The following is a 25,224-nucleotide window of genomic DNA, read 5'->3' as shown; positions in this document are numbered from 1 at the left end:
CAGCTCGGGGTGGGCCTGGGTGGCGACCAGATAGGGGTGGACCTCGCGCGGGTACTCGACGTACTCGACCAGCTTGTTGTCGGGCGAGGTGCCGGAGAAGACCAGCCCTGCCTTCTTCTCCAGCTCGGTGCGGTAGTGGTTGTTGACCTCGTACCGGTGACGGTGGCGCTCCTCGACGTAGGGCTCGCCGCCGTAGGTCTCGCGCACGATGGAGCCCTCGGCCAGCTTGGCCGGGTACATGCCCAGCCGCATGGTGCCGCCCATGTCGCCTTCGCCTGCGACGATGTCGAGCTGCTCCTCCATGGTGGAGATGACCGGGTGCGCCGTGGACTGGTCGAACTCGGTGGAGTTGGCGTCCTTGATGCCCGCCAGGTTGCGGGCGCCCTCGATCACGATGCACTGCAGGCCCAGGCACAGCCCGAGCAGCGGGACGCGGTTCTCGCGGGCGTAGGTGATGGCGCCGACCTTGCCGTCGACGCCGCGCTCGCCGAAGCCGCCGGGGATGCAGACGGCGTCGCAGTCACCGAGCTGGCGCTTGGCGCCCTCGGGGGTCTTGCAGTCGTCGGAGGTGACCCACTTGATCTTGACGCGGGCCCGGTTGGCGAAGCCGCCGGCGCGCAGTGCCTCGGTGACCGACAGATAGGCGTCGGGCAGGTCGATGTACTTGCCGACCAGCGCGACCGTCACCTCGTGGTCGGGCTGGTGGACCCGGCGCAGCAGATCGTCCCACTGGGTCCAGTCCACGTCGCGGAACGGCAGGTCGAGCTTGCGTACGACGTAGGCGTCCAGGCCCTCGGAGTGCAGGACCTTGGGGATGTCGTAGATGGAGCGGGCGTCCTTGCAGGCGACCACGGCGGCGTCGTCCACGTCGCACATGAGCCCGATCTTCCGCTTGATGGAGACCGGCACATCGCGGTCGGCGCGCAGCACGATGGCGTCCGGCTGGATACCGATGTTGCGCAGCGCGGCGACCGAGTGCTGGGTGGGCTTGGTCTTCAGCTCGCCGGAGGGACCGATGTAGGGCAGCAGCGAGATGTGCACGACGAAGACGTTGTCGCGGCCGACCTCGTGGCGGACCTGGCGGACGGCCTCGAGGAAGGGCAGCGACTCGATGTCGCCGACGGTGCCGCCGACCTCGGTGATGACCACGTCCACGTCGTCGGTGGCCATCCGGCGGATGCGGTGCTTGATCTCGTTGGTGATGTGCGGGATGACCTGCACGGTGTCGCCCAGATACTCGCCGCGCCGCTCCTTGGCGATCACCGTGGAGTAGACCTGCCCGGTGGTCACGTTGGCGGTGCCGTTGAGATCGACGTCGAGGAAGCGCTCGTAGTGGCCGATGTCCAGATCGGTCTCGGCGCCGTCGTTGGTGACGAACACCTCACCGTGCTGGAAGGGGTTCATCGTGCCCGGGTCGACGTTCAGATAGGGGTCGAGCTTCTGCATGGTGACCCGCAGGCCGCGGGCCTTGAGGAGCGCGCCCAGGCTGGAGGCGGTGAGCCCCTTGCCGAGCGAGGAGGCGACACCCCCGGTGACGAAGAGGTGCTTGGTCGTCATGGATGTAGGCGGCATGGCCAAGAGGGGGCTCCCGTGGTCGCTTGGTGGGGTGCGGAGGCTGGCATCCTGGGAGTGTCCTGAAGGGCTTCAAGGGCTTCCCGGGGTGGCCTCGCTGCGGTTCGGGGGGCTGTCGTCTCGAACAGATCGCGTTCGCGTGCCCACCGCTCCACGGGCTACCAGCGTAACAGTGCCGCCGGGCGGGTGCGGCTGCCGAGGCCTCCTGCGGGCTCGGGGAGCGGCTGGGCGCCTCCCAGCGTGACGAACGAGTCGCAGCAGGTGAACGCCGACAGAACGCGGCCACCAAGGTCACCTAATCGGCGCAGCCGGACTCAGCCGACCGTCGAGCGGAAGGGTTCGCTGCGTCGTATCCTTCACGGACACTTGCCTGGGACAGCACGGACACTTGCCTGGGACAGGCACAAACACACAGGTCATCCAGCACGTCCCGCGGGGGCGTCGCAGTTCGTTCGACTGGAGATGCACGTGGCTGGGCGCATCGAGGATTACGCACTCATCGGGGATATGCAGACCGCCGCCCTTGTCGGCAGGGACGGCACGGTCGACTGGCTCTGTCTACCCCGCTTCGACTCCCACGCGGTGTTCGCCGGCCTGCTCGGCACCGAGGAGCACGGCTTCTGGCGGGTGGGGCCGGCCCACCCGGCCGGTGGCGACCCGCCACAGGCCGACCGGCGTCGCTACCGGGGGGACTCCCTGGTCCTGGAATCGGAGTGGGACACCCCGCGGGGTACGGTCCGGATCATCGACTTCATGCCTCCGCGTGAGAACCACGCGCCGCAGCTGGTGCGGATCGTGGAGGGTGTCAGCGGGCGGGTGCGGATGCGCTCGGCGCTGCGGATGCGGTTCTCCTACGGTTGGGTCGTGCCGTGGGTGCACAAGGTGGGGCAGCGGACGGTCGCCGTCGCCGGGCCCGACTCGGTCTGGCTGGACACCGAGGCCGACACCTACGGCAAGGATCTGACGACCTACTCCGACTTCACCGTCGGCCCCGGCGACCGGGTGGCGTTCACCATCAGCTGGGAGGCGTCGCACCGGGAGGCGCCGGAGCTTCCGGAGCCGGAGGAGGCGCTGCGCACCACCGAGGACTTCTGGCGCGAGTGGGTGGAGACCTGCACCTACCACGGGCCCTACCGGGAGGCCGTGGTCCGCTCGCTGATCACGCTCAAGGCGCTGACCTACGCGCCCACCGGCGGGATCGTCGCCGCGCCGACCACCTCGCTGCCGGAGGAGATCGGCGGGGTGCGGAACTGGGATTACCGCTTCACCTGGCTGAGGGACGCGGCCATCACCCTCTCCTCCCTCCTGCGCACCGGCTACCGCGAAGAGGCGCGCGCCTGGCGCGAATGGCTGCTGCGCGCCGTCGCCGGCGACCCGGAGAACCTCCAGATCATGTACGGCATCGCGGGCGAACGCGAGCTGTCCGAGGCCGAGTTGAGCTGGCTGCCCGGCTATGAGGGCTCCAAGCCGGTCCGGGTGGGCAACGGCGCGGCGGGCCAGCTCCAGCTGGATGTCTACGGCGAGATGGTCGAGGCGCTGCACCTGGGCCATATGACGGGGCTGGCCCGCAACGACTACGCCCAGCTGCTCCAGCTGAAGCTGATCGGCTATCTGGAGAACCACTGGGAGGAGAAGGACGAGGGCATCTGGGAGGTGCGCGGCCCGCGCCGGCACTTCGTGCACTCGAAGGTGATGGCCTGGGTGGCCGTCGACCGTACGGTCAAGCTCATCGAGTCCGGCGACGTGGACGGGCCGCTGGAGCGCTGGCGCGCGCTGCGTGACGAGATCCACCGCCAGGTGTGCGAGAAGGGCTACGACAAGGAGCGGAACACCTTCACCCAGTCCTACGGCTCCAAGGAGCTGGACGCCTCGCTGCTGCTGATTCCGCAGATGGGCTTTCTGCCGCCGGACGACAAGCGGGTCATCGGCACCATCGAGGCCATCCAGCGGGAGCTGACCACCGAGGACGGCTTCGTGCTGCGCTACCCCACCAGCAGCGAGGCGGGCGAGCACGGCGCGGCCGAGAACGTCGACGGCCTCGCCGGTGAGGAAGGCGCGTTCCTGGCCTGCTCGTTCTGGCTCGCCGACGACCTGGCGATGATCGGCCGCGTGGACGAGGCCAGGAAGCTCTTCGAAAAGCTGCTGGCCCTGCGGAACGATGTCGGTCTGCTCGCGGAGGAGTGGGACTCGGCCCGCCAGCGCCAGGTCGGCAACTTCCCCCAGGCGTTCAGCCACGTGCCGCTGATCGACACCGCCCTGCGGCTGACTGCGTCGGGCGCGTACGGAGTCTGATTCGGGGGTGCCCCTTTCTGTGCGTTCTGCGCGTTCTGCGCGTTCTGCGCGTTGCAGACTGCGGGTGAGTTGTGGCTTTGGGGGTACCCCCTGCTCGAAGGAGCAGTTCCCCGCGCCCCTGACGGGGCGCGGTCACCCCGTGAGCTCGTCGTAGACGCCCAGGACTTGCGCGGCGACCTGGTCCTCCGTGGGCCAGGTCCGGGCCTGGGCGCGGCCCGCTGCGGCGAGCTCGGCCCGCCGGCCGTGGTCGGCCAGCAGACCGAGCACAGCCGAGGAGAGCGAGTCCGCGTCGTCGCAGGGCACCAGCACGGCGGCGGGACCGACGAGTTCGGGGACCCCGCCGCCGTCCGCCGCGACGATCGGCACCCCGGCCCGCAGCGCCTCCTGGGCCACCAGCGAATGGCCGGGGCAGCGGGCGGGCAGCAGTGCGATGTCGGCGCCCGCCAGCAGCCGCAGCGCGTCGGCCCTCCGTCCCAGCAGCCGTACCGGCAGCTGCTCCGCCTCGATACGGCGCTGCAGCGCCCCGCGCTCCGGGCCTTCTCCGGCGATGGCGAGCAGCGGTGGCGGGGAGAGGCCGCGCCAGCCGCGGGAAGCGGTCAGCGCGCTGTCGTGGCCGCGCCGCCCGTCGAGCCGGCCGACGGTGAGGATCAGTGGCCGGTCGAGGGCGCCGAGGCCCGCACGCGCCTTGTGCCTGAGCACCTCCTCGCCGTCCGGGCTCTCCTCCCACGGGCGTGGCCCGGCGTCGGTCAGCGGGATGGGTGCTGGGGCGAGCCGGGCGTCGCGGGCGCCGCTGCGGCGGGCCATGTCGACCAGTTCGGTGGTGGTGCCGAGGACCACGGTTGCGGCGCGGGCCACCCGCCGCACCAGCAGCCGGGTCACCAGGTCGCGGGCGGCGTCCGCGCGGGAGGCGTGCCGGGGGCGGGGTGCGGGCAGGGCGTGCCAGGTGAGGACGAACGGCGTCTCACCGCGCCGCCCGCCCAGCGCGGAGGCCGCCAGCAGCCCGGCGCGCAGGCCGTGCGCGTGGACGACGTCGGCGCCGGCGCAGACGGTACGCAACCGGCCCACCGCCTCGGTCTCCGTTCGGCCCGGCAGGGCGGTGAACTCCGCGCCGGTTTCCGTGAAGGCGTGCCGCAGCGCCCCGTCGTACCGCGTGCACACCGTCACCCGCACTCCGCGTGCGGTCAGCCCCTGGGCGAGGGAGCGCGCGTGGGCTGCCGTACGGGCCGAGGGCGCCTCGGGCCCGTCGGCCGCCGAGCCGCCGCCGAGCACGTGGACGACGTGCGGCGGCCGCGCGCCGACCGCGGGCCGACGCGGCGCGTGGGTACGGCTCGGGCTCACGGCAGGCGGGCTCCCTGGCTGGGGTTGGGGGGCGGGGTCTGCCCAGGATGCCAGGCGCAAGGGACCCGTCGTGCCGTCGTGGCGGCCGGAGGGCCGCCGCCGTGGGGCGCACGCCCGATGCTCTCACTCACACGAGTGACGGCACTCGTGTCGCGGCACGTCGTGTCCGACGGCACCCGCGCCGCGGAGCGTCACGTTCCGGTGCGGGCCGCTTCGAGGAGCTCCTCGGCGTGGGCGCGGGCGAGTTCGGAGTCCTCCTGACCCGCGAGCATCCGGGAGAGCTCGCGTACCCGGTCCTCGCCCTCCATGGCCTGGACGCCGCTGCGGGTCACCGTGCCGTCGTCGGTCTTCTGCACCACCAGGTGCCGGTCGGCGAAGGCGGCCACCTGCGGCAGATGCGTGACCACCACCACCTGCGCCGACTTGGCCAGCCGCGCCAGCCTGCGGCCGACCTCGACGGCCGCCTTGCCGCCGACGCCCGCGTCCACCTCGTCGAACAGGTAGGTCGGCACCGGGTCGGAGTCGGCGAAGACGACCTCCACGGCGAGCATCACCCGGGACAGCTCGCCGCCCGAGGCGCCCTTGGCGATGGGCCGGGGCGGCGCGCCGGGATGCGGGGCGAGCAGCAGTTCGACCTCATCCGTGCCGTGCGGGCCGAAGGCGAGGGTGCGCCCGTCGATCTCGAGCCCGTCGGGGTCCTCGGTGTGACCCAGTTCGAAGCTGACCCTGGCGTGCGGCATCGCCAGCTCGGCCAGTTCCTCGGTGACCGCGTCCGCGAACCGCTTCGCGGCGTCGGCGCGCGCCTCGGTGAGCGTACGGGCGAGCGAGGCGAGCTCGGCGCGGAGCGCGTCGCGTTCGGCGCCCAGCTCGCCGATCCGGTCGTCGTCGCCTTCCAGTTCGGTCAGCCGCTCGGCGCTGTGCTCGGCCCAGGCCAGTACGGCGGTGATGTCCTCGCCGTACTTGCGGGTGAGCTGGGCCAGCGCGGCGCGGCGCTCCTCGACGGCGGCGAGGCGGAGCGGGTCGGCGTCCAGGTCGTCGGCGTATCCGGCCAGTTCGCCGGCGATGTCGGAGAGCAGGATGTGCACCTCGCCCAGCCGGTCGGCGAGCGCGGCGAGCGCCGGGTCGTGCGCGCGCACCGCCTCCAGGGCGCGGTGGGCGCCCCCGACGAGGGTGGCGGCGTCGACGCCCTCCGGGTCGGCGGGGTCACCGGCCAGAGCACCGTGCGCGGTGGTGGCCGCCGAGGCCAGCGCCTCGGCGTGGCCGAGCCGTTCGGCCTCGGCCGCGAGTTCGGCGTCCTCGCCGGGCCGCGGCTCGGCGGCCTCCACCTCCTGGAGGCCGAACCGCAGCAGGTCGGCCTCCTGGGCGCGCTCGCGGGCCCGGGTGGTCAGTTCGGTCAGCTCGGCTGCCACGGTACGCAGCCTGCGGTACGCCTCCTGGTAGGCGGCCAGCGGCCGGGCCACCGTCTGACCCGCGTAGCGGTCCAGGGCCTCGCGCTGCCGCGCCGCACGCAGCAGGCCCTGCTGGTCGGTCTGGCCGTGCACGGCCACCAGGTCGTCGCTGAGCTCCGCCAGCAGCCCCACCGGCACCGAGCGCCCGCCCACATGAGCGCGCGAGCGGCCCTCGGCCGAGATGGTACGGCTGACCAGCAGCGCCCCCTCGTCGAGCTCGGCGCCCGCCTCCTCGGCTCGGCGCGCGGCCGGGGCTTCAGGCGCGAGCGCGATCCGGCCCTCGACCAGCGCCGACTTGGCGCCGACCCGGACGAGCCCGGCGTCGGCGCGCCCGCCGAGCAGCAGCCCGAGGCTCGTGACGACCATGGTCTTGCCGGCCCCGGTCTCACCGGTCACCGCGGTGAAGCCGGGGGACAGCTCGACAACGGCGTCGTCGATCACGCCCAGGGCTTTGATCCGCATCTCCTCCAACACGGATACGACCATACGAGGTCCCCTCGTGCGGGACACACCTGTGGTGGGAGTGGTACCGGATCGTGCGGCCGCGCACAGTGCCGGTCGACAGCAGATTGCGGCGGCTTACCCGTTTTCTCCCCCTCAGTTCGTGACACATGCCCCGAAGGGGCGCCCTCCCGGAACAAGCCCTACCGCGGCGCCCCGCGCCAGCCCGTGACCGGGAGGGCGAACTTGGCCACCAGCCGGTCCGTGAACGACGCATGGTGCAGCCGTGCCAGCCGGACCGGCACCGCACCCCGCCGCACCTCCACCCGGGCCCCGGCCGGAAGCTCCACGCTGCGCCGCCCGTCGGCCCACAGCACCCCGTGCGGAGTCTGCGGCTGCACCTCGACGGCCAGCACCGAATCGGGCGCCGTCACCAGCGGTTTGGCGAACAGCGCGTGCGCACTGATCGGCACCATCAGCAGTGCCTCCACCTCGGGCCACACCACGGGCCCGCCCGCGGAGAAGGCGTACGCGGTGGAGCCGGTGGGGCTGGCGCACACCACTCCGTCCCCGCCGAAGCTGGAGACGGGGCGCCCGTCGACCTCGATGACGACCTCCAGCATCCGCTCACGGGCCGCCTTTTCGACGGAGATCTCGTTGAGCGCCCAGTCGGCGTGCACGACATGGCCGCTGCCGGGGCTGTGCGCGTTGTAGCCCGCGTTGCGTACCAGGACGTCGAGGGTCATCCGCTCCTCGACCTCGTAGGCGCGGGAGACCACCCGGTCCACGACCTTGTCCAGGTCGTCCCGCTCGGCCTCGGCGAGGAAGCCGACCCGGCCGAGATTGACGCCCAGCATCGGCACGCCCGAGGCGCGGGCGAACTCGGCGCCGCGCAGCAGCGTCCCGTCCCCGCCCAGCACCACCAGCAGCTCACAGCCCTCCGCCGCGTCCGGTTTGGCCGCGACGGTCTGCACCCGGTCGGGCAGCGGCAGATCGGCCGCCTCCTCAGCGAGCACCCGCACCCCGATGCCGCAGCGCAGCAGCCCCTGGACGACCAGTTCGGCGCTGCGCACGGCCGCGGGTCTGCCGGTGTGGGCGAGGAGGAAGACCGTACGGTCACCGACCTCTGCCGCGGCGGGGGCCTGCGCGCTGACCGGGAGGGTCCCGGAGGGCTGTGCTGGCTGCGTAGCTCCGCTGTCCTCGGTCACTTGGGCCCCTCCGCCACCGCTCGCTCGACTTCGGCCGGGTCGAGGTCGTCGGCCCCGGCGCGCAGCCACAGAAAGTATTCGACGTTCCCCGAGGGCCCCGGCAGCGGGCTCGATGTGACGCCCAGCGCGCCCAGCCCCAGGGCTGCCGCCCGTGCCGCGACCGTGCGTACGGCCTCGGCACGCAACTCCGGGCTGCGGACCACACCACCGCTGCCCAGCCGTTCTCTGCCCACTTCGAACTGTGGTTTCACCATCAGCACCAGATCCGCCTCGGGCACGGCGCACCGGACGAGCGCGGGCAGCACCAGCCCCAGGGGGATGAACGACAGGTCGCCGACGACGAGTTCCACCGGCTCGCCGCCCACGTCCTCCAGCGTCAGTTCCCGGACATTCGTACGGTCCTTGACGGTGACCCGGGGGTCGCTCTGCAAGGACCAGGCCAGCTGTCCGTACCCCACGTCCACGGCGACGACATGGCCCGCGCCGGCGCGCAGCAGCACGTCTGTGAAGCCGCCGGTGGAAGCGCCCGCGTCCAGCGCCCGCCTGCCCGCCACGTGCAGCCCGCGCGGTACGAAGGCGTCCAGCGCCCCGGCGAGCTTGTGGCCGCCGCGCGAGACATAGTCCGGATCGCTCTCGTCGGCCTTGACGACCAGCGCCGCGCTGGTCTCGACCTGGGTGGCGGGTTTGGCCGCCACATTGCCCCCGACCGTGACCCGTCCCGCGGCGATCAACTGGCCGGCGTGCTCCCGCGAACGGGCGAGATTGCGGCGCACCAGCTCCGCGTCGAGTCGGCGTCGTGCCACGGCTCAGCTCCGGGGGGTGTGGGGTCGGTCCAGCGCGGCCAGGCTCTCGCGCAGGCCGCGGTGGACATCTTCGTACACCTCGAGGTGGCCCGAGACAGCGAGGTGGTCGGCGTCCTCCAGCCGTCGCAGCTGGGCGTCCACCGGGCCGTGGCCGGTGGGGCGCACGCCCACGCCGAGGGGGCGCGGGCCGTCGTCGGGTTCACCGGCGGGCTCCTCGGCGCTCGCTGCGCTCCCGGCGGCCTCGGCCCCCTCTTCCTCGCCCGGCGGGGCCTGCCCGGGCGGCTCCTCGGGCTGCGCTGCCTCGTCGTACCGCTCGGTGCCGCCTGCCGAGAGGTGCTGCTCGGGGATGGGGGTGGGGGCGTGCCCGGGCTCTGGTCCCTGCGCGAACTCGCTCATGCCCCGACGCTACCTCCCGGGTCTGACAGACCCCCGCGTCCGACTCCCGGGTCCGGCTCCGCAGTCGGGCCCCCGGTGCGACTCCACGGTCGGGCCCCCGGTGCGACTCCGCGGCGCCCCGGCCAGGCTGCCCGGTCCGGCGGCTCAGCGCCGCGCGGCGGGCACCACCAGGGGCGTGCCGGTCTCCGGGTCGTCGATGACGCGGCAGGGCATGCCGAAGACCTCCTCCACCAGCTCGGCCGTCACCACCTCGCCCGGCTCCCCCTGCGCGACGATCCGGCCGTCCCGCATGGCGATCAGGTGGGTGGCGTAGCGGGCCGCGTGGTTGAGGTCGTGCAGTACGGCGACGAGGGTGCGCCCCTCCTCCTCGTGCAGCCGGGCGCACAGGTCGAGAATCTCGATCTGGTGCGCGATGTCCAGGTAGGTGGTGGGCTCGTCCAGCAGCAGCAGCGGCGTCTGCTGGGCCAGCGCCATGGCGATCCATACCCGCTGCCGCTGGCCGCCGGAGAGCTCGTCCACGAACCGGTCGCCGAGCCCTTCGACGCCGGTGGCCGCCATGGATTCGGCCACCACCCGCTCGTCGTCCCGCGACCACTGGCGCAGCAGGCCCTGGTGCGGGTAGCGGCCGCGGGCCACCAGATCGGCGACGGTGATCCCGTCCGGCGCCGTGGACGACTGGGGCAGCAGCCCCAGGGTGCGGGCCAGCGCCTTGGCGGGCAGGCCCGCGATGTCGCCGCCGTCCAGCAGCACCTGGCCCTTGGCGGGCTTGAGCATCCGGGAGAGGGCGCGCAGCAGTGTGGATTTGCCGCAGGCGTTGGGACCGACCACGACGGTGAACGACTGGTCGGGCACGGCGACATCGAGCTCCGCCGCGATGGTGCGCTGGTCGTAGGCGAGGGTGAGTCCGTGCCCGGTCAGCCGGGGTTCGCCCGCTGCCTGGGCAGCGTCGCCGGAGGCGGGCTCCTTGTGGTCTGTCGCCGTGTCGCCCGTCGCGGTCCTCATCGTGTCCCCGCCTGTGTTGTGTGCGTACAGAACTTCCGGCTGTGTGTACGAGGCGTCCGGCCCCCTCATATCCGTCCCGCCCTTCGCTCGCTCGCCAGCAGCCACACCAGGTAGCCGCCGCCCACGACACCGGTGATCACGCCGACGGGGAGCTGGCGTTCCCCGAAGGCGCGCTGGGCCACCAGGTCGGCGCAGATCAGCAGCGCCGCGCCCATGCACAGGGAGGGCAGCAGATTGGGCCCCGGCGTCCTGGTCAGCCGCCGGGCGAGCTGCGGTGCGGTCAGCGCGACGAAGGAGACGGGCCCGGCGGCGGCGGCCGACAGCGCCACCAGCAGCACTCCGGTGCCCAGCAGCGCCAGCCGGGTGCGCTCGACACGGACGCCGAGTGCGTAAGCCGCGTCGTCGCCCATCTCCATCATCCGCAGGGCGCGCCCGCAGCCGAGCAGCACCAGTGGCACGAGCACCACCATGCCGAGGGCCAGCGGCAGTACGTCGTCCCAGCCGCGGCCGTCCAGGCTGCCGGTCATCCACAGCACGGCCCGGGACGCCTCGGTGATGCCCGCGCGGGTGATGAGGTAGCTGTTGACGCCGGTCAGGATGGCGGTGGCGCCGACGCCGACGAGCACCAGCCGGTAGCCGTGCATGCCGCGCTTCCAGGCGAGGGCGTAGATCAGCGAGCCGGTGACGACGGCTCCGGCGACGGCGCCGCCCGCCAGCAGCGCGCTGCCGCCGCCCGCGGCGAAGATGACCAACAGCGCCCCGCAGGCTGCCCCGTTGGTGAAGCCGAGAATGTCCGGGCTGCCCAGCGGGTTGCGGACGACCGCCTGGAAGACGGCGCCGCACAGCCCCAGGCCCGCCCCGACGAGGAGCGCGGTGACGGTGCGGGGCAGCCGCAGCTCGTTGACGATGAACGCGTCGGCGGGGTCGCCCTGGCCGAGCAGGGTGCGGATCACCTCGCCGGGCGCCATCGGGTATTCGCCGCTGCCGATCGCGAACACCGCGGCGACCAGCGCGAGGACGACGCAGCCGGCGCCGACGAGCAGTGCGCGGGGCCGGTAGTTGACGGAGAGGCCGCCGGGGGTGCGGATGACGCTCGTACGGATTCCGGTGAGGCTCATGCGTGTGCCACCCTCCGCCTGCGTACGAAGTAGAGGAAGAACGGCCCGCCCACCACGACGGTCACGATGCCGACCTGGAGTTCGCTGGGGCGGCCCACGACGCGCCCCAGGATGTCGGCCCCGATCAGCAGCACAGGCGCCAGGACGGCGCAGTAGGGCAGCATCCAGCGCTGGTCGGGACCGGTGAGCGCGCGCACCATGTGCGGCACCATCAGCCCGACGAACACGATCGGCCCGCAGGCGGCGGTCGCGGCCCCGCACAGCAGGGTGATGGCCACGATGGCGGCCGCGCGGGTCCGGGTGGGCCGGGAGCCGAGGGCGCGCGCCGCGTCGTCGCCGAGCGCGAGCGCGTTCAGCGGCCGGGCCAGTACGAGCGCCAGCAGGGCGCCGACGGCGATGAAGGGCAGCGCCGAGAGCACCGTCGCGTCCTGGGCGCGGGCCAGCGAACCGACCATCCAGAACCGCATCCGGTCCAGCGACGCGGTGTCCAGCAGCTGAACGGCGCTCACATATGAGATCAGCGCGGCGTTCAGCGCCGTACCCGCGAGGGCGAGCCGCGCCGGGGTGGCACCGCGCCCGCCCCCGACGGCGTAGACGAGCACGGAGACGGCCGCTGCGCCGAGGAAGGCGAAGCCGATGTAGCCGGTGTATCCGGCGACTCCGAAGAAGGAGATCGCGGTGACGACGGCGGCCGCGGCGCCCGCGTTGATGCCCAGCAGTCCTGGATCGGCCAGCGGATTGCGGGTGAGCGCCTGCATCACGCCGCCCGCCAGGCCGAGGGCCGCGCCGGCGAGCAGGCCGAGAAGCGTGCGCGGAAGCCGCATCTCGTGGACGACGGTGTAGCTCGCCGAGCCGCTGTCCACCAGCCCCGACCATGCCTCGCCGAACGAGAGCGGGCGCGCCCCGACGGCGAGGCTGAGGAAGAGGACGAGCAGCAGGACGAGCGTGGCGGCCAGCAGTCCGGCGGCCCGCGCGAGTGGCGGCCGGGTGTGTGCGGCCCTGTCCTGCCCGGCCGCCGGCTGCCCCTGGCCACCGACGGCCCGGCTTGCTGCCGCTGAACCCCCTTGGACCTGCGGGGACTTGGTGAGAGTCAACTGCGCGCTCCGGTCGGGGCCGGGGAGCTCTGCACGCCCGGCCACTGGACAACAACAACTTTGGTTAGGTTAACCTAACCACGAACTCAGGCCCCATGGCCGCCCCGTATGTACGCCTGCGGCATGCCCGCGGTGCGTTCTCAAGTACGTCGAGAGAAGGCCGGAGAAAATGCCCAGCTCTTCCCCCATTCCTCACCTTTCCCGCCGTGGTCTGCTGGCCGCGGGCGGCGCCGCCGGTCTCGGGGCCCTGCTCGCCGCCTGCGGAAGTGACTCCGGGTCCGGTTCGGGTGGTGACGCCAAGGGCAAGGGCTGGTCCTTCACCGACGGCCGCAAGAAGAAGGTCACCCTGGACGCCGTCCCCGAGCGGATCGTCGCCTACACCGGCTCGGCAGCGGCGCTGTGGGACTTCGGGGTCCGCGACCAGATCGTCGGCGTCTTCGGCCCGACGAAGAAGAAGAACGGCGACCCCGACGTGCTCGCCGGCGAGATGGACATCTCCAAGGTGGAGATCATCGGCAACGCCTTCGGCGAGTTCGACCTGGAGAAGTACGCCAAGGTCCGTCCCCAGCTGCTGATCAGCAATGTGTACCTCAAGGACGCGCTCTTCTACGTCCCCGACGAGAGCAAGGACAAGATCTACAAGCTCGCGCGCCAGGTGGGCATCAAGTCCGCGCACGTCCCGATGGTCGAGGTCATCCAGCAGTACGCGAAGCTCGCCGAGTCGCTGGGCGCCGATGTGAAGGCCAAGTCCGTCACCGAGGCCAAGACGCGGTTCGAGAAGGCGGCCGAGAGGCTGCGCAAGGCTGCCAAGAAGGACATCCGCGTCATGGCCGCCTCCGGCTCCGCCGACCTGCTCTACGTCTCCGACCCCGACGCCAACTCCGACCTCCAGTACTTCAAGCAGCTGGGCGTCGACTTCGTGAAGCCCAAGAAGGTCACCCAGCAGGGCTTCTTCGAGGAACTGAGCTGGGAGAACGCCGACAAGTACCAGGCCGACCTGATCATCCTCGACAACCGCACCCAGTCCCTCCAGCCCAAGGCGCTCAAGTCCAAGCCGTCCTGGACCGAACTGCCCGCCGTCAAGGCGGACCAGGTCACCGCCTGGGCGGCCGAGCCGCGCTTCTCGTACGCGGGCGCCGCACCGCTGCTGGAGGGCCTCGCGAAGGCGATCGAGAAGGCCGAGAAGGTCCGCTGAGCCACCGAACCGTCCCGTCCCCCGTCCGGGAGGAGCAGAAACGATGAGCACGGTCAGCACGGCGCGGCCCGCGCCCTCCACCGTTCCGTTCGAGTTCTTCGAGCTGCGCGTCGTACGGACCCGTCGGCTCGGCCCGACCATGCTGCGGGTCACCTTCGGAGGCGCCGGGCTGGAGCGTTTCGCCTCCGGCGGCCGGGACCAGCGCTTCAAACTCTTCCTCCCGCAGCCGGGACAGACCGAGCCCGTCGTGCCCATCGAGGCGGGCGAGAACTGGTTCACCGAGTGGCGCGCGATGGACGAGAACGTCCGCGGGATCATGCGCAGTTACACCGTGCGGGCGCTGCGCAGGAGCAGCGAGTACGGCGTGGGGGCACCTCCCGGCCGAAGGCCGGGGGAGGACGAGCTGGACGTCGACTTCGCGCTGCACGGCGAGACCGGCCCTGCCTCGCGCTGGGCGCTGCGGGCGATGCCCGGGGACCGGGTGACCCTGCTCGGGCCGGTCGTCGAGGACAACGCGGGCGTCGACTTCCGGCCGCCCGAGGGCACCGACTGGGTGCTGCTGAGCGGCGACGAGACGGCGCTGCCCGCCATCGGCGCCATCCTCGAGTGGCTACCTGCGGGAATGCCGGTGCGGGTGTTCGCGGAGGTTCCGCACCGCGAAGACGTCCAGGACCTGCCGACCCTCTCGGACGCGCGGATCAGCTGGCTGGTACGGGACGAGGCGGCCGGGGCCTCCCGGCTGGAGCGGATGGTCGAGTCCGTACGCGCCGCTGAGCTGCCCCAGGGGACGCCGTACGCGTGGCTCGCGGGCGAGTCCGGCACCGTCAAGGCGCTGCGGCGGCACCTGGTGACCGAGCGCGGCTTCGACCGCAGGGCGGTGAAGTTCACCGGGTACTGGCGGCTGGGCGCGACCGAGGAGCAGCTGGTGGCGGAGGCGCTGGCCGGCTCGGCGGGCTGAGTCCGGGTTGGCCCCGCCGGCCCGGCTGAGCCCTCAAAGCCCCAGCCGCGCCAGCGCGTTCCCCGCGTCCAGTCGGCACTCCCCGGCGCCCGCAGCCGACCAGGCGGCCCCGCACAGCGCGCGCAGCCCGTCCAGCGGATCGCCGTCGCCCTCCAGCACCAGCTGGTCCGCGCCGGCGTGCGCCGACCAGCCGCCGCACCCGAAGCCCGTTCCGGCGTCCCCCGTGACCTCCGGCTGGGGCGCCAGCAGGCCGCGCAGATCGCGGGCCACATAGGTCGGCCGGTGGACGGGCCGGGCGGCGAGCAGCTGGGCGGCGCCGGTCACTCCGGTCAGTACGAGGAGTGAGTCGACGCGCCCCGCGTGCGCCCCCTCGATGTCGGTGTCGAGCCGGTCGCCGACCACCAACGGCCGTCGCGCGCCGGTACGCAGAATGGACTCCCGGTGCATCGGCGGCAGCGGCTTTCCCGCGACCTGCGGCTCCGGCGGCGTTCGCATCCACCGGGTGGCGATACGGACGACCTCGACGGCCGCGCCGTTGCCGGGTGCGATACCGCGCCCGCTGGGGATGGTCGGATCGGTGTTGGACGCGAACCAGGGCACCCCGCGCTGGACGGCGATCGCCGCCTCCATCAGCCGCCCCCACTCCATGCCGGGCCCGCCGTAGCCCTGCACCACTGCGGCGGGCTCCTCGTCGGCCGTCCCGACCACGGTCAGCCCGCGCTCCTCCAGCGCCACCCGCAGCCCGTCCGCGCCGACGGCGAGTACCCGCGCCCCCCGCGGAACCCGCTCCGCGATGAGCCGGGCGACGGCCTGCGCCGAGGTGACGATCTCGTCCGCCGCCGCGGGGACGCCCAGCCGCGTCAGGTGCTCGGCGACCGTCTGCGGGGTGCGGGCCGCGTTGTTCGTCACATATGCCCGCCGCAGCCCGCCTTCCCGTGCGGCGGCCAGCGAGTCGACCGCGTGCGGCACCGCCTCACCTCCGGCGTACACCACCCCGTCCAGGTCCAGCAGTGCCGTGTCGTACGCGGTGTACAGGGCGCTGTCGCACGGCAGCGGGCGGCACCGCGGGGCGGCGTCGGCGCCATGGGCGGTACCGGCGGCCGTATCGGCGGCGGGGCTGTGCTGCATGAGTGCTTGCTCCTTGTGCTCTCTCCCGGGGTGCGCGAGAGTCCGTGCCCGTCCCTCGCGCCGTACCGATCCTCTCGTACACCGCCGCCCGCTCCGCACCCCTGCGCCCCCTGTGCCCCGCTCCACCGGTTGCCGGGCACCGGCATACCATGCACAGATGACCGTCCGAGGACTGAGACTCGCCCCGTTCCGGGGGCTGCGCTACGCGCCGGAGAGGGTCAGCAGCCTCGCTGCCGTGACCTCTCCGCCGTACGACGTGGTGGTCACACCGGACGGACTGCGGCATCTGGAGACGGCCGACCCGTACAACATCGTGCGGCTCATCCTCCCGCAGGCCGAGGACCCGGCCACCCGGCACCGCAAGGCGGCCGAGACGCTGCGCCGCTGGCAGGCCGACGGGGTGCTGGCCCGCGATCCCAGACCCGCGCTGTACGTCTATGAGCAGCGCAAGGGCGAACTGCTGCAGCGCGGCCTCATCGGCGCCCTGCGGCTCTCGGCCCCCGAGGAAGGCGTCGTGCTGCCGCACGAGGACGTGATAGACGAGGTCGTCGCCGACCGCGCGGATCTGATGCGCGAGATGGCCGCCAACCCCGAGCCGCTGCTGCTCTCCTACCGCGGCGACGGCACCCGCACCGGCGCGACCGCGGTCATCGAACGGGCCACCCAAGGCCCGCCGTTGGCGGCGACGACCACCGAGAACGGCTTCGCGCACCGGCTGTGGGCGGTCACCGACCCCGCCGAACTCGCCGAGGTGAACGCCGAACTGTCCCGGCGCAGCGCGCTGATCGCGGACGGCCACCACCGCTGGGCGACGTATCTGCGGCTGCGCGCCGAGCAGGGCGGCCCGGGCCCTGATCAGGACTCCCCCTGGGACTACGGCCTGGTCCTGCTGGTCGACACTGCGCGCTACCCCCTCGAAGTGCGCGCCATCCACCGGGTGCTGCCCAGGCTGCCGCTGAAGAAGGCACTCGATCTGCTCGACCGGGCAGGCGCGGCGTCCGGCGAGGGGAGCGCCTTCCGCGTCCGTACGCTGGAGGCTCCGCTGGACGAGGTGCTGGAGGAGCTGGAGGACACACCGGGGAACGCCTTCCTGCTGACCGATGGCGAAGGCGTGTTCCATCTGCTCGACCGGCCCTCCCCTGGTCTGCTGGCCCGCACCATCGATGCGGGCCGGCCCGCGGCGTGGCGGGGCCTGGATGCCACGGTGCTGCACTCGACGCTGCTGGACGCCGTGTGGCGGGTGCCCGACCGCCCTGAGGACATCAGCTATCTGCACCACACCCAGGCGGCCATCGAGCAGGCAGCGGCGCACGGCGGTACGGCCGTACTGCTGCGGGCCGTTCCGGAGGCAACGGTGCGCGAGCTGGCCGAACAGGGCGTCACCATGCCGCGGAAGTCGACCTCGTTCGGCCCGAAACCGGCCACCGGCCTCGTCCTGCGCACCATCGCCGACACACCTCGCTGAGCTGCGCGGCGTTACCGGGCCGCCCTGCTGACCCCCGCTACGGACCGCCGTGCCGGGCGGCGCATTCTGCGCATTCGCCCGCATCCCTGCCGTATTCCGGCCGCATCTCTGCCGCGTTCCCGTCGCATTCCCGCCCCGTTTTCGCCGTATTCGGCCCTGGATGCGGCTGCCCGGGAGGCCCTCTTGCACACCTCCGAGACGCTCAAGTTAGGGTAGCCTTACCTCACCGCACAGCACTCCACGCGGTGGGCCACGTCCGTGCCAGGAGGGCACTTCTGCACCTCCCGTTCGACGGTGAACTGCAGGCAGCACCCCCCACTTCCCCGGAGGTAGCCCCCGATGAGCAGCAGGTCACACCTGCTCAACAACAGGACAGCGGAGCACTACAGGCGCTCCGTCACGCACGGCGTCGAGCGGGTCGCCGCCAAACTCGCCGACGCGCAGCAGCCGTTCACCGGCGTCACGCCGTCCGAACTCGCCCCGACCGTCTCCGCAGTCGATCTGGACCAGCCACTGGGCACCGCAGACGAAGCGCTGGAAGAGCTGGAGCGGGTATACCTGCGCGACGCGGTCTACTTCCACCACCCGCGCTATCTCGCCCACCTCAACTGCCCCGTCGTCATCCCGGCCGTGCTCGGCGAAGCCGTCATCGCGGCCGTCAACTCCTCGCTGGACACCTGGGACCAGAGCGCGGGCGGTACCCTGATCGAGCGCCGCCTCATCGCGTGGACGGCGCAGCGCATCGGCTTGCACACCGCTGCCGACGGCATCTTCACCAGCGGCGGCTCCCAGTCCAACCTCCAGGCGCTGCTGCTGGCCCGCGAGGAGACCTGCCGCCTCGTGCGGAAGAACTCCGAGACGGCGCCGAGCACTTCACAGCTGCTGCCCACGCTGCGCATCCTCACCTCCGAGTGCAGCCACTTCAGCATCGAGAAGGCCGCGATCCTGCTGGGCCTTGGCCCCGAGGCCGTCATCCCGGTCCCCTGCGACGAACAGCGCCGGATGCGCGTCGGCGCGCTGGCCGAGCAGCTGGAGCGGTGCGAGCGCGCCGGTGAGACGGTGATGGCCGTCGTCGCCACCGCGGGCACCACGGACTTCGGCAGCATCGATCCGCTGCCCGCCATCGCCGACCAGTGCGAGCGCACGGGCACCTGGCTGCACGTGGACGCCGCCTACGGCTGCGGGCTGCTCACCTCGCGGCGCCGCCGCGCACTGCTGGACGGTATCGAGCGCGCCGACTCGGTCACCGTCGACTACCACAAGTCCTTCTTCCAGCCGGTGAGTTCCAGTGCCGTGCTGGTCCGCGACCGGGCCACCCTGCGCCATGTCACCTACCACGCCGACTACCTCAACCCGGCCCGCAGCGTGGAGCAGGAGATACCCAACCAGGTCGACAAATCGATCCAGACCACACGCCGGTTCGACGCGCTCAAACTCTGGATGACCCTGCGTGTGATGGGCGCCGACGCGCTCGGTGAACTCTTCGACGAGGTCGTGGACCGCGCCGCCGACGCATGGCGGCTGCTGGACGCCGACGAGCGGTTCGAGGTCGTCGTCGAACCCCAGCTGTCCACGCTCGTCTTCCGCTGGCTGCCGGGCAACGGGCTCGCCGGCGACGCGACGCTGACCGAGCGGGCCAATCTGCACGCCCGCGAGGCGCTGTTCGCCTCCGGCGAGGCCATCGTCGCCGGCACCGTGGTCGACGGCCGCCACTACCTCAAGTTCACCCTGCTCAACCCCGAGACCTCGCTGGCCGACATCACCACCGTCCTCGACCTGATCGCCGCACACGCCGAGCGGTACGTCCAGCGGCAGGCCTCCCAGCCGCAGGCCGCGCGCAACGCCGCCAACCCGCCCGCACTCAGCGCCGCCCAGGCATGCTGACCGACCCCACACGGAGCCCCGACGTGACTCCCTCCAGCGCCCGTCCGGCCGACGCGCCCGTACACGACTTCGTCGCCATCGGTCTGGGCCCCTTCAACCTGGGCCTCGCCTGTCTGACCGCACCGATCACGGAGCTCGACGGTGTCTTCCTGGACGACAAACCGGAGTTCAGCTGGCACCCGGGCATGATGCTGGAAGACAGCACCCTGCAGACCCCGTTCCTGTCCGACCTGGTCACCCTGGCCGACCCGACCTCGCCGTTCTCCTTCCTCAACTACCTCAAGGAGTCCGGCAGGCTGTACTCGTTCTACATACGCGAAAGCTTCTATCCGCTCCGCACCGAGTTCAACGACTACTGCCGCTGGGCCGCGGACCGCCTCGGCCGGACCGTACGCTTCAACCACCGCGTCACCAGCGTCGAGTACGACGAGGGCGAGGGCCTCTACACCGTCCACGCCGAGCAGCCGGCCGACGGGGAGCGCCCGGAGCACCGCATCTTCCGCGCCCGCAAGCTGATCCTGGGCACCGGCACCCCGCCCCACCTCCCCGAGCCCTGCCAGGGGCTGGGCGGCGACCTGATCCACAACTCCCGCTATCTGGAGCACAAGGAAGCCCTCCAGAAGAAGCGGAGCATCACCCTGGTCGGCAGCGGACAGAGCGCGGCGGAGATCTACTACGACCTCCTCCAGGACATCGACAGCCACGGCTACTCCCTCACCTGGGTCACCCGCTCCCCCCGGTTCTTCCCCCTCGAATACACCAAGCTGACGCTGGAGATGACCTCACCGGAGTACGTGGACTACTTCCACTCGCTCCCGCCCGACACCCGGGACGCGCTGGTGGCCTCGCAGAAGAACCTCTACAAGGGCATCAACTCCGAGCTGATCGACGCCATCTTCGACCTGCTCTACCAGAAGAACCGCCGCGGCCCCTGCCCCACCCGGCTGCTGACCAACACCGCGCTCACCGATGCCTCGTACGACACGTCGAACGGCACCTACACCCTCGGGCTGCGCCAGGAGGAGCAGAAGCGCGACTTCAGCCTCACCACCGAGGGCCTGGTCCTGGCCACCGGCTACCGCTACCAGCGGCCCGCCTTCCTCGACCCGATCGCCGACCGCATCGAATGGGACGCCCGCGGCCGCTTCGCCGTACGCCGCGACTACAGCATCGACACCGCGGGTCAGGAGATCTACGTCCAGAACGCGGAGCTGCACACCCACGGGTTCGTCGCCCCCGACCTGGGCATGGCCGCCTACCGCAACTCCTGCATCATCCGCGAACTGCTCGGCCGAGAGGTCTACCCGGTCGAGAAGTCCATCGCCTTCCAGGAGTTCACCGCCCCGGAGGCCGCACTGTGACAACCGCCGACACCACCGCCGTCCACACCCGCACCGACGAGCAGCTGGGCACCTTCTCCCTCCGCCCGGTCGATCCGCTCACCGACGCGGAGTTGCTGCACCGCTGGGTCACCCACCCCAAGTCCGCGTTCTATCTGCTCCAGGACGCCACCCTCCCGGACGTCGAACGCGAGTTCATGAGCATCGCGGCCTCCCCGTACCACGACGCCTTCCTCGGCTTCCACAACGGCGAGCCCGCCTTCCTCATGGAGCGCTACGACCCCCGCCACGTCGAGCTGGCCGGCCTCTACCCGCACCAGCCCGGCGACACCGGCATGCACTTCCTGTGCGCGCCCACCGAGCAGCCGGTGCACGGCTTCACCCGCGCGGTCATCACCACCGTCATGGCGATGCTCTTCGCCGACCCGGACACCCACCGCGTCGTCGTCGAGCCGGACGTACGCAACACCGCCGTGCACGCCCTCAACGAGGCGGTCGGCTTCCGCGTCGATTCCACCCTCACCAAACCGGAGAAGGAAGCCCTGCTCAGCTTCTGCACCCGCGAGCAGTTCCGGACCGCCACAGGAGTGACCCCCGCATGACCCTCCCCCTCACACCCCAGCCGATCCAGCCGCACGAGGCCGTCAGCCACCTCACCCCCGAACGCTGGGCACAGGCCACCCGGCTCCTCATCCGCAAGGCACTCGCCGAGTTCAGCCATGAGCGGCTGCTGAGCCCCACCCCGCTGAACGAGGACGAGAACGAGAACCAGGACGAGTACGGCAAGGAGGACGGCAAGGAGGACGGGAACAGATACGCGGTCCGCTCCGACGACGGCACCACCGAGTACCGCTTCACCGCCCGCCGCTTCGCCCTCGACCACTGGCAGGTCGACGCGGACAGCATCGCCCGGCACCGCGACGGCACCGAACTGCCGCTGGACGCCCTCGCGTTCATCACGGAACTGCGCACCACGCTGGGGCTCGGCGAGGAGATCCTCCCCGTCTACCTGGAGGAGATCAGCTCCACCCTGGCCGGCACAGCCTACAAACTGGCGGCCCCACCGACCTCCGCCGCTCAGCTGGCCGTAGCGCCCTTCCAGGCCATCGAGTCCGGAATGACCGAGGGCCACCCCTGCTTCGTCGCCAACAACGGCCGCCTCGGCTTCGACATCGCCGAATACCGCGCCTACGCCCCGGAGACGGGCTGTCCCGTACGCCTCATCTGGGTCGCAGCACACCGCGACCGCACCACCTTCACCGCCTGCGCGGACCTCAGCTACGACAAGCTGCTGCTGAGCGAGCTCTCCGCCGCCACGCTGCGCCGCTTCTCCGCCGCCATGACCGAGCAGGGCCTGGACCTGGACGACTACTACCTCGTCCCCGTCCACCCCTGGCAGTGGTGGAACAAACTGTCGGTGACCTTCGCCGCCGAGGTCGCCCAGCGCCACCTGGTCTGCCTCGGCCACGGCGACGACGAACACCTGGCCCAGCAGTCCATCCGTACGTTCTTCAACGCCACCAACCCCGCCAAGCACTATGTGAAGACCGCCCTCTCGGTCCTCAACATGGGCTTCGTCCGCGGTCTGTCCGCCGCCTACATGGAGGCCACTCCGGCCATCAACGACTGGCTGGCCGACCTGGTGGCAGGCGACGACATCCTGCGCGGCACCGGCCTGGGCGTCCTCCGCGAACGCGCCGCCGTCGGCTACCACCCCGCCCCGTACGAGGCAGCGGCCCCCAAGGGCTCCCCCTACCTCAAAATGCTGGCCGCCCTCTGGCGCGAGTCCCCGATACCGTTCCTGGAAGAGGGCGAGAAGCCCGCCACCATGGCCTCGCTGCTGCACGTGGACCGCGACGGCAACTCACTCGCGGCAGCCCTCATCCAAGGCTCCGGACTGGAGCCCACGGAGTGGCTGCGCGCCTACCTCAACGCCTACCTGACCCCGCTGCTGCACTGCTTCTACGCCTTCGACCTGGTGTTCATGCCCCACGGCGAGAACGTCATCCTGGTCCTGGACGAACACGGCGCCCCACGCCGCGCCCTCTTCAAGGACCTGGCCGAGGAGATCGCGGTCATGAGCGAGGACGCCGAACTGCCGCCCGAAGTGGAACGCATCCGCGCCGACGTCCCCGAGGACATGAAGATCCTCTCCCTCTTCACGGACGTCTTCGACTGCTTCTTCCGCTTCCTCGCCCCCACCCTCGACGATGCGGGCGTCCTGGACGAGGCGAGCTTCTGGTCCACAGTGGCCGACGTGACGAAGGACTACCAGAAGGCAACCCCCCACCTGGCAGCCCGCCACGCCCAGTACGACCTCTTCGCCGACGAGTTCGCCCTCTCCTGCCTCAACCGCCTCCAGCTGCGCAACAACCAGCAGATGGTCGACCTCCAGGACCCCGCCGGCGCCCTCCAGCTGACCGGCACCCTCAAGAACCCACTGAGCGCACACAAATAACCCGGCACAGGGCAGCAACCACCGGGCAACAGGCACCGGACAAGCAGCAAGGGCGGACCCTCCCGGGTCCGCCCTTCGCCTCAGTACGCTCAGCGCTCAGTGCGCCAACGGGCGCTCAGCCCTCCGCCGAGCTGCCCGACGAGCCCTCAACCAGCTCCTCGTCCTCATCATCAGCAAGCGCGTCGATGAACTCGACACCGTCCAACTCGGCGAGCCGGTCGGAGGCATCGGTCACCCCGCCCTGGTCCGCCTCCAACGCCTTGGCGAACCACTCGCGGGCCTCGTCCTCCCGCCCGACCTCCAGCAGCGCGTCGGCGTACGCGTACCGCAGCCGGGCCGTCCAAGGCTGCACCGAGTTGGACGCCAGCTCCGGGCTCTGCAACGTCACCACGGCCGCGTCCGGCTGCCCCATGTCGCGCCGAGCCCCGGCGGCGACCAGCCGCATCTCGACCTGGCCCGCCTTGTCGAGCTTCTGCACCTCGGGCTCGCCCGCCATCGCCAGCGCCTTCTCGGGCCGGCCCAGACCACGCTCACAGTCGGCCATGACCGGCCACAGATGCTGAAGCCCGGTCATCCGCCGCGCCGCCCGGAACTCGGCCAGCGCCTCGGAGTACTTCTGCACCCCGTACGCGGCGAACCCCGCAGCCTCCCGTACCGACGGCACCCGCGAAGCGAGCCGCAGCGCCACCTTCGCGTACCCGTACGCCCGCTCGGGCTCCTCGTCCAGCAGCCGCGCCACCATCACCAGGTTCCGCGCCACATCCTCGGCCAGCGTCTTCGGCAGGCTCATCAGCTCCTGCTTGACGTCCTTGTCCAGCTCCTCACCGGTGATGTCCTCGTCGATCGGCAACCGCCGCAGCGGCTCCCGCTCCGACCGCTCCCGACCCCGGTCACGGTCCCGGTCGCCACGCCCGTACGGCCGCTCCCGCTCACCGCCACGCCGGAAGCCACCACCACGCCGCTCGTCCCGCCGACCGTCGCGGCGGTCGTCGCGCCCACGACCACCACCGCCCTGGCCGTACGGCCGCCGCCCAGCACGGTCGTCCTCCCGACGCGGCCCCCGGCCACTCTGCGGACGCCCACCATCCCGGTCGTCCCGGCGGTACGGCGCACGCTCGCGATCCCGCTCGCCCCGCTGCGGACGGTCCCCCCGATTCCCGCCGCGCCGGTCGTCCCTGCCCTCGCCGCGCCCTCGGTCGTCCCGCCGGAACTCCCCACCGCCGCGAACGTCACGCCCCCGGGAATCGCCTCCCCGACGGTCGTCGCGCCGGTCGTCCCGCCGGAACCCCTCGCCACCGCGCCCACGACGGTCGTCCCGCCCGCGGTCATCCCGGCGCCGATCATCACGCCCGCGGTTGTCGTACGCACGCTCCCCACGCGGCCTCTCGTCCCGCCGCCGCTCATCACCACGACGATCATCCCTACGGCGCTCGTCCCCACGGCGCTCATCCCTGCGGAATCCGCTGGAGGAGCCGCCTCGTTCATCGCGCCGGAAGGCCCCGCCGGACCGGCCACCGTTCTCCCGCCTGGGGCCGCGAGAACGCTCACGGCCCTCGCTGCTACGCGGGCCGGACTGCCGGGGCCGACGGTCGGCTCGGCCGCGGTCGTCGGAGGAGCTGGGGGACATGATGACTCCTGTCTGCGTGCCTGCGACCAATTCTCGCGCAGGCGGTGGAACAACGCTCTTTGAAAGCGAATGGAAAACAAAAAAGCCCTTGGCCTTCAGCGTGCATGCGCTGAAGGCCAAGGGCCATAAAGATTGTTCGGCGGTGTCCTACTCTCCCACACGCTCCCGCATGCAGTACCATCGGCGCTGAAAGGCTTAGCTTCCGGGTTCGGAATGTGACCGGGCGTTTCCCTCACGCTATGACCACCGAAACTCTGTTCAGGGCCGCCGGATCAAAATATCCGGACCCTGGAGTCTCTTAGCGAACAAGCACACTCTTCAATTGAATGCGGTTGTTGTCTCAGAACCCACACAGTGGACGCGAGCCTCTATGGACAAGCCCTCGGCCTATTAGTACCGGTCACCTCCACACGTTACCGTGCTTCCAGACCCGGCCTATCAACCCCGTCATCTCCAG

The 25,224-nt window shown here is 71.6% G+C and carries 20 protein-coding genes and 2 rRNA genes; 8 read left to right on the top strand and 14 right to left on the bottom strand.

Annotated elements, in window-relative coordinates:
* A partial coding sequence (gene pyrG, locus ITI46_RS20315) for a CTP synthase (protein ID WP_209241104.1) occupies nt 1–1,572 on the bottom strand: 1,572 nt, incomplete at its 3' end.
* Nucleotides 1,573–2,034: 462 nt separating this feature from the next.
* Between pyrG and ITI46_RS20310 the strand changes: the two genes are divergently transcribed.
* On the top strand, nt 2,035–3,864 hold the full coding sequence (locus ITI46_RS20310; protein WP_209241103.1) for a glycoside hydrolase family 15 protein: 1,830 nt from the start codon (nt 2,035–2,037) through the stop codon (nt 3,862–3,864).
* A 132-nt stretch (nt 3,865–3,996) separates the two neighbouring features.
* Here ITI46_RS20310 and ITI46_RS20305 read toward each other — a convergent pair whose 3' ends face one another.
* The 8 genes from ITI46_RS20305 to ITI46_RS20270 all read right to left on the bottom strand — a co-directional run bounded on the left by ITI46_RS20305 (nt 3,997) and on the right by ITI46_RS20270 (nt 12,712).
* Nucleotides 3,997–5,202, bottom strand: a complete 1,206-nt coding sequence (locus tag ITI46_RS20305) for a glycosyltransferase family 4 protein (protein WP_209241102.1) — start codon at nt 5,200–5,202, stop codon at nt 3,997–3,999.
* A 191-nt stretch (nt 5,203–5,393) separates the two neighbouring features.
* A complete protein-coding gene (recN, locus tag ITI46_RS20300) occupies nt 5,394–7,136 on the bottom strand; it encodes a DNA repair protein RecN (RefSeq protein ID WP_209241101.1) in 1,743 nt (580 codons plus the stop codon).
* A gap of 158 nt (nt 7,137–7,294) precedes the next feature.
* Nucleotides 7,295–8,299, bottom strand: coding sequence for an NAD kinase (locus ITI46_RS20295; protein ID WP_209241100.1), 1,005 nt, complete (start codon nt 8,297–8,299; stop codon nt 7,295–7,297).
* A complete protein-coding gene (locus tag ITI46_RS20290; RefSeq protein WP_209241099.1) occupies nt 8,296–9,102 on the bottom strand; it encodes a TlyA family RNA methyltransferase in 807 nt (268 codons plus the stop codon). The genes ITI46_RS20295 and ITI46_RS20290 overlap by 4 nt, the downstream gene beginning before the upstream one ends.
* Before the next feature lie 3 nt (nt 9,103–9,105).
* Entirely contained in the window at nt 9,106–9,498 is a 393-nt protein-coding gene (locus ITI46_RS20285; protein WP_247746282.1) for a hypothetical protein, read from the bottom strand.
* 144 nt (nt 9,499–9,642) lie between these two features.
* On the bottom strand, nt 9,643–10,500 hold the full coding sequence (locus ITI46_RS20280) for an ABC transporter ATP-binding protein (RefSeq protein ID WP_247746281.1): 858 nt from the start codon (nt 10,498–10,500) through the stop codon (nt 9,643–9,645).
* Between the two features lie 65 nt (nt 10,501–10,565).
* Nucleotides 10,566–11,618 (bottom strand): FecCD family ABC transporter permease, encoded by a 1,053-nt coding sequence (locus ITI46_RS20275; RefSeq protein ID WP_209241098.1) that lies wholly within the window; start codon nt 11,616–11,618, stop codon nt 10,566–10,568.
* Nucleotides 11,615–12,712 carry a FecCD family ABC transporter permease gene (locus ITI46_RS20270; protein ID WP_209241097.1) on the bottom strand — a complete coding sequence of 366 codons (1,098 nt, stop codon included), beginning with the start codon at nt 12,710–12,712 and terminating at the stop codon, nt 11,615–11,617. Before ITI46_RS20270 ends, ITI46_RS20275 begins: the two co-directional genes overlap by 4 nt.
* Nucleotides 12,713–12,881: 169 nt before the next feature.
* Here ITI46_RS20270 and ITI46_RS20265 point away from each other — a divergent pair, with 169 nt between their 5' ends.
* Complete coding sequence (locus tag ITI46_RS20265) at nt 12,882–13,907, top strand: ABC transporter substrate-binding protein (RefSeq protein WP_209241096.1); 1,026 nt, start codon at nt 12,882–12,884, stop codon at nt 13,905–13,907.
* A 43-nt stretch (nt 13,908–13,950) separates the two neighbouring features.
* Nucleotides 13,951–14,865, top strand: a complete 915-nt coding sequence (locus ITI46_RS20260; protein ID WP_209241095.1) for a siderophore-interacting protein — start codon at nt 13,951–13,953, stop codon at nt 14,863–14,865.
* 33 nt (nt 14,866–14,898) lie between these two features.
* Here ITI46_RS20260 and ITI46_RS20255 read toward each other — a convergent pair whose 3' ends face one another.
* Nucleotides 14,899–15,993, bottom strand: coding sequence for an HAD hydrolase-like protein (locus ITI46_RS20255; protein ID WP_209241094.1), 1,095 nt, complete (start codon nt 15,991–15,993; stop codon nt 14,899–14,901).
* A 157-nt stretch (nt 15,994–16,150) separates the two neighbouring features.
* On the opposite strand from ITI46_RS20255, the gene ITI46_RS20250 reads away from it, so the two are divergent.
* The 5 genes from ITI46_RS20250 to ITI46_RS20230 all read left to right on the top strand — a co-directional run bounded on the left by ITI46_RS20250 (nt 16,151) and on the right by ITI46_RS20230 (nt 23,140).
* The gene (locus ITI46_RS20250; RefSeq protein ID WP_209241093.1) at nt 16,151–17,458 is read left to right on the top strand and encodes a DUF1015 family protein; all 1,308 of its coding nucleotides are present in this window, start codon (nt 16,151–16,153) and stop codon (nt 17,456–17,458) included.
* A gap of 339 nt (nt 17,459–17,797) precedes the next feature.
* Nucleotides 17,798–19,342: a pyridoxal phosphate-dependent decarboxylase family protein gene (locus ITI46_RS20245; RefSeq protein ID WP_209241092.1), complete on the top strand. Its 1,545-nt coding sequence runs from the start codon at nt 17,798–17,800 to the stop codon at nt 19,340–19,342.
* Nucleotides 19,336–20,703: a lysine N(6)-hydroxylase/L-ornithine N(5)-oxygenase family protein gene (locus tag ITI46_RS20240; RefSeq protein ID WP_209241091.1), complete on the top strand. Its 1,368-nt coding sequence runs from the start codon at nt 19,336–19,338 to the stop codon at nt 20,701–20,703. The genes ITI46_RS20245 and ITI46_RS20240 overlap by 7 nt, the downstream gene beginning before the upstream one ends.
* Nucleotides 20,700–21,284 carry a GNAT family N-acetyltransferase gene (locus ITI46_RS20235; protein ID WP_209241090.1) on the top strand — a complete coding sequence of 195 codons (585 nt, stop codon included), beginning with the start codon at nt 20,700–20,702 and terminating at the stop codon, nt 21,282–21,284. The genes ITI46_RS20240 and ITI46_RS20235 overlap by 4 nt, the downstream gene beginning before the upstream one ends.
* A complete protein-coding gene (locus ITI46_RS20230) occupies nt 21,281–23,140 on the top strand; it encodes an IucA/IucC family protein (protein ID WP_247746280.1) in 1,860 nt (619 codons plus the stop codon). The genes ITI46_RS20235 and ITI46_RS20230 overlap by 4 nt, the downstream gene beginning before the upstream one ends.
* 115 nt (nt 23,141–23,255) lie before the next feature.
* Here ITI46_RS20230 and ITI46_RS20225 read toward each other — a convergent pair whose 3' ends face one another.
* The 4 genes from ITI46_RS20225 to ITI46_RS20210 form a co-directional block, all read right to left on the bottom strand.
* Entirely contained in the window at nt 23,256–23,990 is a 735-nt protein-coding gene (locus tag ITI46_RS20225) for a tetratricopeptide repeat protein (protein WP_209241089.1), read from the bottom strand.
* Complete coding sequence (locus ITI46_RS20220) at nt 23,930–24,580, bottom strand: hypothetical protein (RefSeq protein WP_209241088.1); 651 nt, start codon at nt 24,578–24,580, stop codon at nt 23,930–23,932. The genes ITI46_RS20225 and ITI46_RS20220 overlap by 61 nt, the downstream gene beginning before the upstream one ends.
* A 321-nt stretch (nt 24,581–24,901) precedes the next feature.
* Nucleotides 24,902–25,018, bottom strand: a 5S ribosomal RNA gene (gene rrf, locus ITI46_RS20215).
* A 119-nt stretch (nt 25,019–25,137) separates the two neighbouring features.
* Nucleotides 25,138–25,224, bottom strand: a 23S ribosomal RNA gene (locus ITI46_RS20210); the annotation flags it as partial.

The sequence above is a fragment of the Streptomyces oryzae genome, from assembly GCF_017676365.1.
In the GTDB taxonomy this organism is placed as follows: domain Bacteria; phylum Actinomycetota; class Actinomycetes; order Streptomycetales; family Streptomycetaceae; genus Streptomyces; species Streptomyces oryzae.
This window is presented reverse-complemented; position numbering and strand designations above follow the sequence as displayed.

Excerpts from the sequence above, each read along its gene's own strand:
- ITI46_RS20310 (WP_209241103.1), top strand. The coding sequence starts at position 2,035 with ATGCACGTGGCTGGGCGCATCGAGGATTACGCACTCATCGGGGATATG.
- recN (WP_209241101.1), bottom strand. The coding sequence starts at position 7,136 with ATGGTCGTATCCGTGTTGGAGGAGATGCGGATCAAAGCCCTGGGCGTG.
- ITI46_RS20285 (WP_247746282.1), bottom strand. The coding sequence starts at position 9,498 with ATGAGCGAGTTCGCGCAGGGACCAGAGCCCGGGCACGCCCCCACCCCC.
- ITI46_RS20280 (WP_247746281.1), bottom strand. The coding sequence starts at position 10,500 with ATGAGGACCGCGACGGGCGACACGGCGACAGACCACAAGGAGCCCGCC.
- ITI46_RS20275 (WP_209241098.1), bottom strand. The coding sequence starts at position 11,618 with ATGAGCCTCACCGGAATCCGTACGAGCGTCATCCGCACCCCCGGCGGC.
- ITI46_RS20265 (WP_209241096.1), top strand. The coding sequence starts at position 12,882 with ATGCCCAGCTCTTCCCCCATTCCTCACCTTTCCCGCCGTGGTCTGCTG.
- ITI46_RS20260 (WP_209241095.1), top strand. The coding sequence starts at position 13,951 with ATGAGCACGGTCAGCACGGCGCGGCCCGCGCCCTCCACCGTTCCGTTC.
- ITI46_RS20255 (WP_209241094.1), bottom strand. The coding sequence starts at position 15,993 with ATGCAGCACAGCCCCGCCGCCGATACGGCCGCCGGTACCGCCCATGGC.
- ITI46_RS20250 (WP_209241093.1), top strand. The coding sequence starts at position 16,151 with ATGACCGTCCGAGGACTGAGACTCGCCCCGTTCCGGGGGCTGCGCTAC.
- ITI46_RS20245 (WP_209241092.1), top strand. The coding sequence starts at position 17,798 with ATGAGCAGCAGGTCACACCTGCTCAACAACAGGACAGCGGAGCACTAC.
- ITI46_RS20240 (WP_209241091.1), top strand. The coding sequence starts at position 19,336 with ATGCTGACCGACCCCACACGGAGCCCCGACGTGACTCCCTCCAGCGCC.
- ITI46_RS20230 (WP_247746280.1), top strand. The coding sequence starts at position 21,281 with ATGACCCTCCCCCTCACACCCCAGCCGATCCAGCCGCACGAGGCCGTC.